This is a genomic window from Paenibacillus xinjiangensis (assembly GCF_059686975.1).
In genome coordinates, this window is the sequence record NZ_JCAALS010000029.1 from 44853 (window position 1) to 58749 (window position 13897).

At 47.8% G+C, this 13897-nt stretch carries 9 protein-coding genes and 1 tRNA gene; 1 reads left to right on the forward strand and 9 read right to left on the reverse strand.

The window, feature by feature from the left end; translation table 11 throughout:
- Position 1: 1 nt before the first annotated feature.
- The 9 genes from tatA to AC6ESP_RS23915 form a co-directional block, all read right to left on the reverse strand.
- On the reverse strand, positions 2–214 hold the full coding sequence (gene tatA, locus AC6ESP_RS23875) for a twin-arginine translocase TatA/TatE family subunit (protein ID WP_497099241.1): 213 nt from the start codon (positions 212–214) through the stop codon (positions 2–4).
- An 85-nt stretch (positions 215–299) separates the two neighbouring features.
- On the reverse strand, positions 300–1937 hold the full coding sequence (locus tag AC6ESP_RS23880) for a PhoX family protein (RefSeq protein ID WP_497099242.1): 1638 nt from the start codon (positions 1935–1937) through the stop codon (positions 300–302).
- Positions 1938–2187: 250 nt separating this feature from the next.
- A complete protein-coding gene (locus AC6ESP_RS23885) occupies positions 2188–5874 on the reverse strand; it encodes an endo-1,4-beta-xylanase (RefSeq protein ID WP_497099243.1) in 3687 nt (1228 codons plus the stop codon).
- Positions 5875–6110: 236 nt separating this feature from the next.
- Positions 6111–7403 (reverse strand): phosphopyruvate hydratase, encoded by a 1293-nt coding sequence (eno, locus tag AC6ESP_RS23890; protein ID WP_497099244.1) that lies wholly within the window; start codon positions 7401–7403, stop codon positions 6111–6113.
- Between the two features lie 47 nt (positions 7404–7450).
- Positions 7451–8986, reverse strand: a complete 1536-nt coding sequence (gene gpmI / locus AC6ESP_RS23895) for a 2,3-bisphosphoglycerate-independent phosphoglycerate mutase (RefSeq protein ID WP_497099245.1) — start codon at positions 8984–8986, stop codon at positions 7451–7453.
- A gap of 1 nt (position 8987) precedes the next feature.
- Positions 8988–9743 carry a triose-phosphate isomerase gene (gene tpiA / locus AC6ESP_RS23900; RefSeq protein WP_497099246.1) on the reverse strand — a complete coding sequence of 252 codons (756 nt, stop codon included), beginning with the start codon at positions 9741–9743 and terminating at the stop codon, positions 8988–8990.
- 40 nt (positions 9744–9783) lie between these two features.
- Entirely contained in the window at positions 9784–10965 is a 1182-nt protein-coding gene (locus AC6ESP_RS23905; protein WP_497099247.1) for a phosphoglycerate kinase, read from the reverse strand.
- A gap of 292 nt (positions 10966–11257) precedes the next feature.
- On the reverse strand, positions 11258–12262 hold the full coding sequence (gene gap / locus AC6ESP_RS23910; RefSeq protein WP_497099248.1) for a type I glyceraldehyde-3-phosphate dehydrogenase: 1005 nt from the start codon (positions 12260–12262) through the stop codon (positions 11258–11260).
- Positions 12263–12374: 112 nt separating this feature from the next.
- Positions 12375–13409 carry a sugar-binding transcriptional regulator gene (locus AC6ESP_RS23915; protein ID WP_497099249.1) on the reverse strand — a complete coding sequence of 345 codons (1035 nt, stop codon included), beginning with the start codon at positions 13407–13409 and terminating at the stop codon, positions 12375–12377.
- Between the two features lie 229 nt (positions 13410–13638).
- Here AC6ESP_RS23915 and AC6ESP_RS23920 point away from each other — a divergent pair.
- Positions 13639–13713, forward strand: a tRNA-Arg gene (locus AC6ESP_RS23920).
- Positions 13714–13897: the final 184 nt, after the last annotated feature.

Below are 13897 nucleotides of genomic sequence, written 5' to 3' on the forward strand. Positions count from 1 at the left end.
CTTACTTGACCGACGAAGCAGGAACCTTCACCGATTCCTCTTGCTTGTTCTTCTCGTCCTCATCTCCAACAAGCCCGCGAGTCGCGCCTTTGAATTCACTTAACGTCCGGCCGAATGCACGCCCAAGCTCCGGCAGCTTCGATGGTCCGAATATAATAAGCGCAATAATGAGGATTAACACTAATCCTCCAATTCCAATATTGCCAAATGGCATACCTTCAGCCCCATTCCTCTAATCTGACAGCCGCAGATGTTCATTAGATCTGCGGCTGTTGTCTGTTAACTGCCTTTCGCTGCCCTTAACCCAGCTTGAATCCACTAATCGCAACAACCGCACATCTTGCCTTTTTATCACCCGGCCGATGCGGCCACTGGCTGGTTGGGCTGTTCAGATCGGTTGTATTCTCTCCCGGATGCTGTACCGAGAGGAACAGCGTCTGCTCATCCGGTGTGAAGAATGGACCAGTCAGCTCACTTTCGACTGGTGCCGAAGCGAATTGCAGCGCAACGCCTTTATCCGGACCGCTAGTCGGGATGACGAACAACCCATTGTTCATAAACGATTTGTGGACGCCCTTGTTCTGGCTGCTGCTCGAAATATCCGTTACGACCCATAGATGTCCGTTCGAATCAAAAGCTAGGTTATCGGGTGAGCTGAATCCCGATTGGCGGCCGCCAGCAGCGAATATTTCAAAGTCGAACTCCAGAGCACCCAGATCATTGCCTGCTTCGAAGATCCGTGTAATATGTCCATGAATATTGCCATGATTATCGTTGTTCGTATGGCAGATAAACACCGTATTATCGAACGGTGAAATTTCAATATCCTCTGGACGGTCGGTAGGCGTACCCCCCACTAGCATGGCGGCTTCCTGACAGAACGTTACGACATCACCTTGCGTTTTAAATTTCTTTTGCAGCTCAGGCTTGTCTTTAACGGCTTTAGTCACCTCTGCTATCGTCATAGGAAGCCACTTGCCGCTCTTCAGGTTAGCGACATACAACGTGCCATCCTCCAGCAAGGCAGAGTTCGCACGGCCCTTGAGCTTGTCGTATTTGCCTTTGCTCACGAATTTATATACGCATGCGTCTTTCTTGTCATCTCCCATGTATACAACAACGCGGCCATCAGCAGCCAGCCCCATCGCTGTATTCTCATGATTGAAGCGGCCAAGCGCAGTGTGCTTTTTCAAATAGGACTTATCGAAAGGATCGATCTCAACTACCCATCCATAATGCGTATCAGGAAGCTTGGCCGCTGCCGCCGTCTCAGCGAAATTCTCCTCGCAGGATAACACCGTATTCCACAGCGTTACTCCTCCAGAGCAGTTCGCGAACGTTCCTACAGCACTTGTTGCACCGCCAACGGCTGTTCCGCCTTTGGCCGGGCCTGTGAGCTCAAACTTGGTATAGCCGTTAATTCGCCGAGCATGCTTCGATGTCGTATCCATTTTCCAAGTGCCCTTCTCATCACGGTAGACCTCAATGACGGACATACCCTGGTAATACAGATTATTATGGTTTTGTTCAGCTGTCAGCTTGCCATCCTTAATAGGTCCAATAGAAAAAATCGTCGTATACTCATGATTATTGACGAGCAGTCCACGCACATTCGAGCCATTCAGCGGGAAGAACGCATTATAATCACAGCCTGAACCGAACTTCTCCCCTGCTTCATTAATGACATCATCGAATGCAGCTACGACGTCATATTTGAAGGTTGGCGGCAATAGAAGCTTATCTTCCTTGGAAGGTGCAATCGGCTCAAAGTAGCCACTTACTCTATTCGTGCTGAAGCCAAACAAATGATCAGCTGTAGCTGACATCGCAGATGCCTTGCCATTCAATACTCCGAGTCCAGCCGAAGCTGTTGCAAGCGCAGCAGCACCTGTACCCAAATAGGAAAGAAATGTTTTGCGATCGATCGACTTGTTCAACCTTCTCCACTCCTCATTGTTCATAATCACTCTTGAGACAAGCATATAGAGCAACTGTTATGTCCGTGTCATAGAGAAATGGATTATTTGTAAATAATAGGAATATATACCCATAAGATCGATGAGCAGCCCTGCCTAGCTAATAAAAACCGACCCTCATCCCAAAAAAACTGGGATTAATGGTCGGTTTTTTACATCAAGCTCTAGACTATGATCAATGGCAGGCTTGCCCTCAACCAGCTTGAATGAATTACAACGCTGTTCTTGCTTTGTCCAGCAAGGCTTTGATAGCAGGATCAAGCTCAAGAGTTCTCAGTATCAGAGTAAGCGCTTCTGACCTCGTCGAAGAGGCATTCGGAGCAAATTGATTGGTCGTACGGCCTTGCACGATACCTGCCTTATAAGCTGCTTCAATCTGCTCGGCGTTCCAAGAGCCCTCAACGTCGGTGAATGAAGTGGTATCCGTGCTATTATTTCCATCCAGCACAGCTAACCTGCTTATGATAGCAATAATCTCAGCACGTGTAATGGTTGAATCCGGACGGAATGTACCATTCTCATAGCCATTAATGACACCACTTGATGCAAGGGCGCTAATCGCTTGTTTAGCCCAGTGGCTATCTGTATCGGAGAAGCCAGCCCAATCACTAGATGACTGTAGATTAAATACTTTTGCTATTATTGCTGCAAATTCAGCGCGCGTGATGCTGCCGTTCGGCTGGAAGCTGCCATCGTTATATCCGGATACCCATCCAAGCTGTTCGGACAATAAAATATTCGTATTGGCCCAATGGCTTGCAATATCCGTTAGCACAGAGGAACCCGCTTGCATATTGGCTATTTGCTGCTTCAAGTTAGTCAGGAATGCTGAATAGTTTATTTTATCCGAGAAAACAGTTGGTGTTGGCTCTACCTCGGATTCAGGAGTTGGGGTTGGAGTAGGACTTGTACTGCCGCCTGTTTGTTGTGCAAGACGCGTAACGATGATGTTATACACTTGTACACTGTTATCTTGGGCAGTAACTTCTACGCTAATCTTATTATTGCTCCCAACACTCAGAGAAATCGGATTGCTAGTTGGTTCTCCGTTATACTTCAGTACAGCCGTCGCTTCGCTATCCGATGTTCCATAAGTAGCGGAGGTAGCTGTAACGGAATATGGCACTGTAGCTGTATAATCGTATACGCTGCCCGTCACTGTCTCAAGTGTAATTCCGCTCAGTTCCAGAGAGCTAAGAGATGCGTCAGAAGGAAGCTCAGAAGACACGTCAGAAAGAGTCAGCACACCGTAAACCGATGTGTCCATATATCCGTTGCCGGTCGTATCGTTCCATGCAGCAACGCTTTGACGAGCGCCATCTTTCGCGTCATTAATCTGTACGTCAAAACCTAGCTTCGTGTTATTGCCCGGCGTGATTGTTTTCAATGGAATCTGCACTTCAACGGTATAGTTGGTTCCAGAAACGATAGTTGCCGAATTGAACCCACTCGCAATGCTTGACGGACTGAACGAAGTCTCGTTGTCAAAGTTTATTCTATACTGTCCGTCATCAGCCTCATAGTACGTCGTTTTCCCGTTGTTCTCGTCCACGAAAATTTCGACGGAATCTTGTTCCCACGCGTTCACGTTTGTTTTATCAAGCTGCGCATCGCTGACCTGAATCAGCAAATACAGGTTTTCATTATCCCAAAGCGCTTTAGCGACTCCACTTGCTCCTTGCCAAGCCAGCTGATACTTGTTAATTGGCATTTCAGACGTTTGGCTCCAAACCGCGTCAATCATTCCGTCGATTACAGGCGTTGCGAATGCGGCAGTCGCCTGGTTAGCTTCCTCGTACTCGGGTACATGCTCTTCCATGAAGGTATCCGGGTCGATAACGCCATAATAAGCAGGCTTGGCCTGCAGGCTCTTATCAAACAACAACGGATTAGAAGAGGCTCTCCAGCTCGTATTGTCATCCATTCCCCAGAAGGTAACGCGTGCTATATTCGCAGCGTGTGCTCTGAATAGATCAAAAAGCTGTGCGTACAGATAGCCCTGCGCATCAGCAAGCTCCTCAGAAAGCTCGTAGTTGCTTCCAGCCTGAATGTCAAGCTCTGTTATGCTTACTTCCACACCTAAGGAAATAAACTTCTCTAAGGACTTTTTAACATTTTCCGGGTTCGTGTTGACACCGTAGTGCGCTTGCATCCCGATACCGTCGACGAGGAGTTTTCCGGGGTGTGTCAGCGCGTACCTGTCATTGAATTCTTTAACCATACTGTAAATAGCTTGCGCTTTATTCTGATTGTCTTCGTTGTAATCGTTGTAATACAGCTTGACATCCCATTCAGGATGCAAGTCCAGCACTTCTTTTGCTGCCAAAAACGCTTGCTCTACGTAATCCGGACCGATGGCATTATACCAAGGGGATTTCCGCAGTGCAGCTTCCCAATCTATCGGGTTCGAAGGGTTGTCGTTCATCGCCTCGTTGACGACGTCCCACGAAATCACCCTGTTGCCGAAATGCTCCATAACCGTTTGAATATGAGTCCTCAAGTTGACCAGAGCTTCTTCCCGTCCCAAGGGTGTGCCGTCCAACGTATTCATCCACTCAGGCGATTGCTGATGCCATACGAGCACATGGCCGTGCATCTGCATTCCTTCATCCAGAACTTTATCGACCATCGCATCTGCCGCGGTAAAGGTATAGTTGCCCTTCGTAGGCTGCATCGCATCCGGCTTCATAGCATTTCCCGCTGTGGCGACATTGTGGTGCATCTTCAGAAGGTCAAGCCGGACGCCTGACAGATCTTCTGCGGATATCGCGTTACCGATCAGGAAATCGGACTGATAAGCGTCTTTAATCGGCGTGAGATCTTCCTGTATGGATATCGGACCGGTGCTTGTGCTTGTAAGGCTGATATCGTCAATATAGAAAGATGCCGTACTGTTGCTGGAGCTTTCCACATGAATCGTCAAGTATTCACTGCTTACATTGTTATAACGATAGGTTCCCTCGAATTGAACCCAGCCATCGCTTGTGCTGATTGTTTTTGGAGCAAGCGCAACATAACTGGCGCTGCCTCCATCGCCAATCTGCGTGGACAGCTGGAGCTGGGAGCTTGCAGGTGAAATCAGCTTGATCCAAGCTGAAATTTTATATTCGTAGCCCTCGTCAACATATGTCTCCATACGCAATGACGGCCCATGCCATGTTGACGATCTGCCCTCTACTTTTAAAGCGTATGAACCGTTGTCGGTATAATTTGCTTCATTGGTTACGGTCAGCGTTTCAGTGCCTGCCCTGCCTGTAAATCCGCCTGCCGTTTGGTCTTCAAACGTGATTGTGTTGAAGTCTAAAGCTGGCGGTCTTGTCTCTTCCTCCTCTTCACCGTCCGTAATTACCTGTTCAGTAATCAATACGTCCCCGATATAGAATGGAACCGCTTTCCCATCATCGTTGGATTGAACACGGAGGCTCGTATCATGGCTGGTATCCACCGTAAACTCTTTCGTTAATGTAAAAGCACTTCCGTGTACAAAATCTGTACCTGCCAACCAGCTGTAGCTATCTACCGTTTGAAGAAAAGCTTGTGCACCAGTAGGAACAGCCACATCAGCGTCAACATATCCTGTTACCGTTACCGTGTAGGTTTTGCCGTTCTCCAGCCCGATATTGGCAAATTCAAAATCAACAGCGTCCCAGTTGTTCGCTCTGTTGCTTACGTACAAAGCTGCTCCGTCAGCATTGCCGTCAAAAACTTTGCCGGTTACCGGAGTTAAGCTGGCGCCTCCTGATTGCGCTGCAGCTCCATTGCCGCTCTCAAAGGTTTCATGATAAATTATGGTAGTTTCTGAAGTTGCTGCTTCCGCGGTCGGTGCAAGCCAGCCTGACGGAATAAGCAAAGCTGCAGCAAGAAAGATCGAGACGACTCTTATGAGTTTTCTGCTCATTTATTACATTCCCCTCCAAAATATATTTGGCATGACAGTAAAGCGCTTACATTATTTTCTGGAAATACCTCCTTTCCTGAGCAAGATTATAACGTGTATCAAAATGTTTCGTCATATACAAAATAAACAAAATATTGTAATTTTCAAAGATAAAGTGAGGGACACCATAATACCTCCAGAGCATAAAAAAGAACGGCCCTCCAATTAGAGGACCGTTCCTGATTCAAGCGCAATGCTTATTTGAAGTTTTTAAGGTTGTAGAATGCGGATTTGCCTGCATATTGAGCAGTTGAAGACAGTTGGTCTTCAATGCGAAGCAATTGGTTGTACTTCGCAACGCGGTCCGTACGGGACGGTGCGCCTGTTTTGATCTGACCAGCATTCGTAGCAACAGCGATGTCAGCAATTGTGCTGTCTTCGCTCTCACCGGAACGGTGGGAGATAACCGCTGTGTAACCAGCGCGTTTAGCCATTTCGATTGCATCGAATGTTTCAGTCAGGGTACCGATTTGGTTAACTTTAACCAGGATCGAGTTACCTACACCTTTTTCGATACCATCAGACAGACGCTCAGTGTTCGTTACGAACAGGTCATCACCAACGAGTTGTACTTTGCCGCCGAGTTTGTCAGTAAGCAATTTCCAACCTTCCCAGTCATCTTCGGAGCAGCCGTCTTCGATTGTGATGATTGGGTATTTATCAACCCATGAAGCGAGCAGGTCAACGAATTCAGCAGATGTGAACGATTTGCCTTCGCCTTCAAGGTGGTATTTGCCGTCTTTGTAGAACTCAGTGGAAGCAACGTCCATACCGAGGAATACGTCAACGCCTGGTTTGTAGCCAGCAAGCTCGATCGCGGAGATGATTGTAGTAATCGCCTCTTCGTTCGAACCAAGGTTAGGTGCGAAGCCGCCTTCGTCGCCAACTGCAGTGTTAAGGCCTTTATCTTTCAATACCGATTTCAGGTTATGGAAGATTTCAGCACCGATGCGAAGAGCTTCTTTGAAGTCAGCAGCGCCAACTGGCAGAACCATGAACTCTTGTACGTCGATGTTGTTGTCAGCGTGCTCGCCGCCATTGATGATGTTCATCATTGGAACTGGCAGCGTTTTTGCATTGAATCCACCAAGGTAAGTGTACAAAGGCACGTTCAGAGCGTCAGCTGCAGCGCGAGCAACAGCCATCGATACAGCAAGAATAGCGTTAGCGCCTAGTTTTGCTTTGTTAGGCGTACCGTCAAGCTCGATCATTTTGCGGTCGATTGCTACTTGATCAAGTGCATCCAGACCGATGATTTCAGGAGCGATGATGGAGTTAACATTGTCAACGGCTTTCAGAACGCCTTTGCCAAGGTAACGGCCTTTGTCGCCGTCGCGAAGCTCAACAGCTTCATAAGCACCAGTGGATGCGCCGGATGGAACGATAGCGCGACCTTGGCCGCCGGACTCTAGGGATACTTCTACTTCAACAGTTGGGTTACCGCGGGAATCAAGCACTTCGCGTGCATATACGTCAACGATAATAGACATGTGTGTAACACTCCTTTTAATTTGAATGGAATTAGAATTTGTTGTTATTACTTCTGAAGAAGGGACAGGCCAGTCATTTCTATCGGCTTAGCAAGCTCCAGCAGATCAAGTACTGTAGGCGCTAAGTCAGCAAGAATGCCGCCTTCGCGAAGCTCTGAGCCAGCTACGGTAACGATACATGGAACCGGATTCGTCGTATGTGCCGTGAAAGGACGGCCATTCTCGTCGAATACCATATCTGCATTGCCGTGGTCAGCTGTAATAATGCAAGCTCCGCCTTTGGCAAGAACCGCTTCTACTACTTTGCCCAGACATTCATCCGTTGCTTCAACCGCTTTGATCGTCGGCTCCAGCATACCGGAGTGACCAACCATATCGGGATTCGCGAAGTTGAGAATGATTGCGTCATGCTTGTCCGCTTCGATCTCTCTAACAGCTGCTGCTGCTACTTCATAAGCGCTCATCTCTGGCTGCAGGTCGTAAGTTGCGACCTTCGGCGAAGGGATGAGTACGCGAGTCTCACCCGGAAGCTCGGCATCGCGGCCGCCGCTGAAGAAGAACGTTACGTGCGGATATTTCTCTGTCTCAGCAATACGCAGCTGCTTCTTGTTATTCTGTACCAGAACCTCACCAAGCGTGTTGTCCAGGTTCTTAGGTGAATACGCTACGAAGCCGCCAATTGTTTCACTGAATAGCGTTAAGCAGACAAAGTACAAGTTTTTCGGAACGGTCTCGCCACGGTCGAAACCGCGGAAATCCTCATTCGTGAATACTTGTCCAAGCTGAATGGCACGGTCAGGACGGAAGTTGAAGAAGATGACGCTATCTTCCGATTCCACAAGACCAACAGGCTTGCCATCCGCGCCAACGATAACGGTTGGCATAACGAATTCATCATAAACGGATTTCTCATAGGATTCAACTACCGCTTTGATTGGGTCCGTGTATTGCGGGCCATCGCCATAAACCATGGCGCGGTATGATTTCTCAGTCCGTTCCCAGCGCTTGTCACGATCCATTGCGTAATAACGTCCTTGAACGGTCGCTATTTGACCTACGCCAACCTCTTCAATCTTCGCTTGCAGTCTCTCCAGGTATCCCTTCGCGCTATCTGGCGACACGTCGCGGCCGTCTAGAAAAGCGTGAATGTATACTTCCGTAAGACCTTCCTTCTTAGCTAGATCGAGGAGAGCGAATAAATGCTCAATATGGCTATGAACGCCGCCATCTGACAAGAGGCCATACAGGTGAAGCTTCTTGTTGTTCGCCTTCGCATGATTCACTGCACCAAGAATGGTTTCATTATCGTAAAATTCGCCATCGCGAATTGATTTGCTGATGCGGGTCAAATCTTGATAGACAATCCGTCCTGCGCCAATATTAAGATGGCCCACTTCGGAGTTGCCCATTTGCCCTTCAGGCAAGCCGACAGCTTCGCCTGACGCTGTTAGCGTCGTATGCGGATAAGTCGACCAATACCGATCATAATTTGGCTTCTTTGCTTGTGCAACGGCATTGCCCGTTACATCGTCGCGTAAACCGAATCCGTCAAGAATAATGAGAGCTACAGGTTTACGGGACATATTACTTTGCCCCCTGGACAAGAGCGATATAGGATGCCGGCTCCAAGCTAGCGCCGCCTACAAGCGCGCCGTCGATGTCGGTTTGACCGAGATACTCAGCTACATTGTTAGGTTTAACACTGCCGCCGTATTGAATGCGTACAGCTTCAGCTGTTGCAGCATCATACAAGCCTGCTACTACGCTGCGGATATAACCGATAACATCTTGTGCATCCTCTGAAGTCGAAGATTTGCCAGTTCCGATTGCCCAGATTGGCTCGTAAGCGATAACGACTTCTGCTGCTTGCGCTGCGGATAGACCTTGGAAAGCGGCTTCCGTCTGCACTTTAACAACATCCTTCGTTTCATTCGCTTCACGCTCTTCAAGCTTCTCGCCTACACAGATAATCGGCGTCAAGCCATGCTTGAATGCTGCATGTGCTTTTTTGTTGACAATCTCATCCGTCTCAGCGAAGTATGCGCGGCGCTCCGAATGTCCAAGAATAACATATTTCACACCAAGATCCTTCAGCATTACGCCGCTGATTTCACCTGTGTATGCACCGTTGTCCTCGAAATGCACGTTTTGCGCGCCAATCGCGATTGTTGTGCCTTTTGCTGCTTCAACCAGAGCCGGAAGAGTTGTGTAAGGTGCACAGATTACGCTCTCTACGCCCTCTACCTCTGCTCCGCCTTTGATATCAGCGAAGAAGGATACAGCTTCGGATACCGTTTTGAACATTTTCCAGTTGCCAGCGATAATTGGTTTTCTGCTCATCGTAGTAAACCTCCTAAAAAGAATTGGTGAAGCTTGAACTCTATTTATCGTTAAGAGCAACAACGCCAGGAAGCGCTTTGCCTTCCATGAATTCCAGAGAAGCGCCGCCGCCAGTTGAGATATGGTTCATCTGATCAGCAAGGCCGAATTTCTCAGCTGCTGCTGCAGAGTCGCCGCCGCCGATTACTGTGTAACCAGCAGTCTCAGCACATGCTTTAGCTACAGCTTGTGTACCGTGTGAGAATGGCTCGATTTCGAATACGCCCATCGGTCCGTTCCATACAACAAGCTTGGAGTTTTTGATTGCATCAGCATAGATTTCACGTGTTTTCGGTCCGATATCAATGCCTTCCCAATCAGCAGGGATGCCGTCAACGTCAACGATGCGAGTGTTAGCTGATTTGCTGAAATCATCCGCAACAACGATGTCGACTGGAATCAGGAAGTTTTTACCCAGAGATTTCGCTTTCTCGATGAACTCAAGAGCAAGATCAAGCTTCGAGTTGTCAACGAGGGATTTGCCGATTTCGTGGCCTTGTGCTTTGAAGAACGTATACGACAAGCCGCCGCCAATGATGATGTTGTCAGCGATTTCGATCATTTTGTTGATAACATCGATTTTGTCTTTCACTTTGGAGCCGCCAACGATAGCTGTGAATGGACGCTCAGGGTTGTTAAGCGCTTTGCCAAGCACGTCCAGCTCTTTCTCCATCAGCAAGCCAGATACAGCTGGGATGTGGTGAGCAATACCTTCAGTCGATGCATGAGCACGGTGAGCAGCACCGAAAGCGTCGTTCACGAACAGATCAGCAAGCTCTGCGAATGCTTTTGCAAGCTCAGGATCATTCTTCTCTTCGCCAGCGTGGAAGCGCACGTTCTCAAGCAGCAATACATCGCCTTCGTTTAATGCGTTCACTTGCGCTTTAACAGCTTCGCCGATAGACTCATTAGCTTTAGTCACAGGCTTGCCCAGAAGCTCAGAGAGACGAGCTGCAGAAGCCGTGTGGCGAAGCTCTTCAACTACTTCTCCATTTGGACGGCCAAGGTGGCTGGCAAGAATAACTTTAGCGCCTTTTTCAATCAGATAATTAATGGTTGGAAGCGTCTCACGAATACGCTTGTCATCTGTAATTTTACCATCTTCGAGCGGTACGTTAAAATCTACGCGCACAAATACGCGTTTGCCTGCTACTTCTACGTCACGAACACTTTGTTTAGCCATTTGTTATAGCCTCCCTGATTATAGGTACATCGTTCATTGCCGAGCCTTAAGCTTTAAGCGGTCTGGCTGCAGCAGGTCAATATCAGCAAAAAAAAGGCGTTCCTTCTCTTATAAGAAGAAACGCCCCTCCCATGAACTCGCTTCAGCTGAAGTAAGCACACGGGCTACAAGGTTCCGCTAAGTTTCGCGGAACTCCCGGGAGCGCCGCAGACTTGAGCGTGTCCCGGAATCAGCCTCTCGGCCGATCCGGGACGGAAGCGTTCCATGCAATTGTGGGAAAAGGCTGTTAAGCTTACAGACCTTTGCTAGCGATATAAGCAGCGAGGTCAACTACACGGTTCGAGTAGCCCCACTCGTTGTCGTACCAAGAAATAACTTTAACCATGTTGCCTTCAACAACCATAGTCGACAGACCATCGATTGTGGAAGAAGCAGGATCACTGTTGTAGTCGCTTGATACAAGCGGCAATTCGTTGTAGTTCAAGATGCCTTTAAGTGCGCCTTCGGAAGCTTCTTTGAGTGCTGCGTTAACTTCTTCAACAGTAACGTCAACTTTCAGTTCAGCTACAAGGTCAGTTACGGATACGTTAGGTGTAGGAACACGCATAGCCATACCGTTCAATTTGCCTTTAAGCTCAGGAAGAACCAGGGAAACAGCTTTTGCTGCGCCAGTGGAAGAAGGAATGATGTTCTCAGCAGCTGCGCGAGCACGACGCAAGTCTTTGTGCGGCACATCAAGTACGGATTGGTCATTTGTGTATGAGTGAATAGTAGTCATCATACCTTTAACGATTCCGAATTTATCGTTCAATACTTTTGCAAACGGAGCAAGACAGTTCGTTGTGCAAGAAGCGTTAGAGATAACAGTGTGAGCTGCTGCATCGTATTTATCTTCGTTAACGCCGATAACGATTGTGATATCTTCGTTAGTAGCAGGAGCGGAGATAATAACTTTCTTAGCGCCGCCTTTCAAGTGAAGCTCAGCTTTTTCTTTCGCTGTGAAAATACCAGTGGATTCAACAACGATTTCAGCGCCTACAGAAGACCAAGGAAGGTTCTCTGGGTTACGTTCTGCGAATACTTTGATTTCACGACCGTTAACGATAATTGCGCCTTCTTTAGCTTCAACTGTAGCGTCAAGAGTACCGTGAGTTGTGTCATATTTAAGAAGATGTGCCAGTGTGCTAGTATCTGTAAGATCATTTACTGCCACGATTTGTACATCTTTGTTGTTAAGTGCTGCGCGGAAAACATTGCGGCCGATACGTCCGAAACCATTAATACCTACTTTAACCATTGTTGTTTCCTCCTAAGCGTTTTTAAATGCTTTATATATTTCAAAACGTTTCACGGTTATCGCATGAGCAAGCCGCAAATCGTCATGATCACTTCTTTTAGCGTGCTTATGTTCAGCTCTGCTGCTCGATAATAGCTGCAATCTCAAGTGCTGCTGCTTCATCGGTTATGAGGACATCATTGTGCTTGAATCTCATTACAGCGGCGATGGCCTCAGCCTTACTCTTGCCCCCTGCAACACCTATAACACATTCAGTCTTCACAATATCCTCGAGTCGTAATCCTACCGTCTGCATTTTGTGGACAACCTCGCCTCTTCGGTCGAAATAAAACCCGAAAGCTTCAGCTAAAGCTCCTTCAGCAGCGATTGCATCAATGACCTCTGGTTCGAGCCTTCTGCGTCTCGCCATCACTTTAGCGTCCCCGATTCCATGAACGACGATTCGGGCCCTTCTAATGACTTCTACGATTTCGCGAATATTCGGCTCTTGCATCAGTGAGGCATAGGCCTCATCCCCGAGATGATCCGGAACATGGAGCAGCCGATAATTAGCACCCGTCCGCTTAGCCATTGTTGAAGCTATCGTATTGGCCTGATAATCCATACTTTCTCCGAGTCCGCCTCTTGCTGGTACGAACCAATTCGTCTTGAGTGGTGCATTTGTTGTTAGGTAGTTGGCAACTTGAGCGATTGTCGTTCCACCGGTTACCGCTACCACATCATCCTGCTTCATCACTTTACTGAGCACTTGGCAGGCTGCTCTACCCAGCTCACGCTTGGTATGGGAAGAGCTTTCCGAGTCGCCGGCTACAATGACAACCTGCGAGAGCCCGAATGCACTTCTAATTAACTCCTCAAGCTCAGATAAGCCAAATATCGTTTTGTAGAAGGGCTCCAATTCTTCCAGTAGCCGTTTGCCCGCCTCGCTTATCCGCATGCCCGCTGTATGAATCTCAAGCAAGCCTTGCGATTTCAGAAAATCGGTCTCGGCACGCAGTACTCGTTCAGTCATCGATAGCGTTGTAGCTAATGTACGACGGCCGATCAAACCGGAGAGCATCACCTGGTGCAAAATCAAATACCGCTTTCTCATCACGTCGAGCAAATCTGGGAGAAGCTGCTGCTGCAGTTCAATAATCTGGCGCATCTTCTATATGTTCACTCCATCGGCTTAAGGATATGATCGCTGGACTATTACCGTCCCGCATGATCAATTTAAGTCCCACCCTTATTTTAACGAATAATAGTTAACATAGCAATAGTACATTTGGACTTGTAATCGCTTACTGTCACCATTTTCTCAAATTTATTTACGGACCCGATCTTGCTTTTTCAGACGGAATAGCATATACTAAGTCTCGCTGTTCCTTTTATATGCGCCCGTGGTCCAATGGATATGACGTAGGCCTCCGGAGCCTGAGATCTAGGTTCGATTCCTAGCGGGCGCGCCACTATTTTTATTATCACCTACAACATATAACCTAACCGCCCTGCAGAGGGCGGTTTTTTTGTATCTATGAAGCAAGCAGCCTTTCCTTATCAGCAGGTGGCTATTCCTTTCCCACATAGGTAGTTTGACTATCTTTGACTTTTGTTTGACTATCCGCTATTATATGAATACGGCAACACTATATT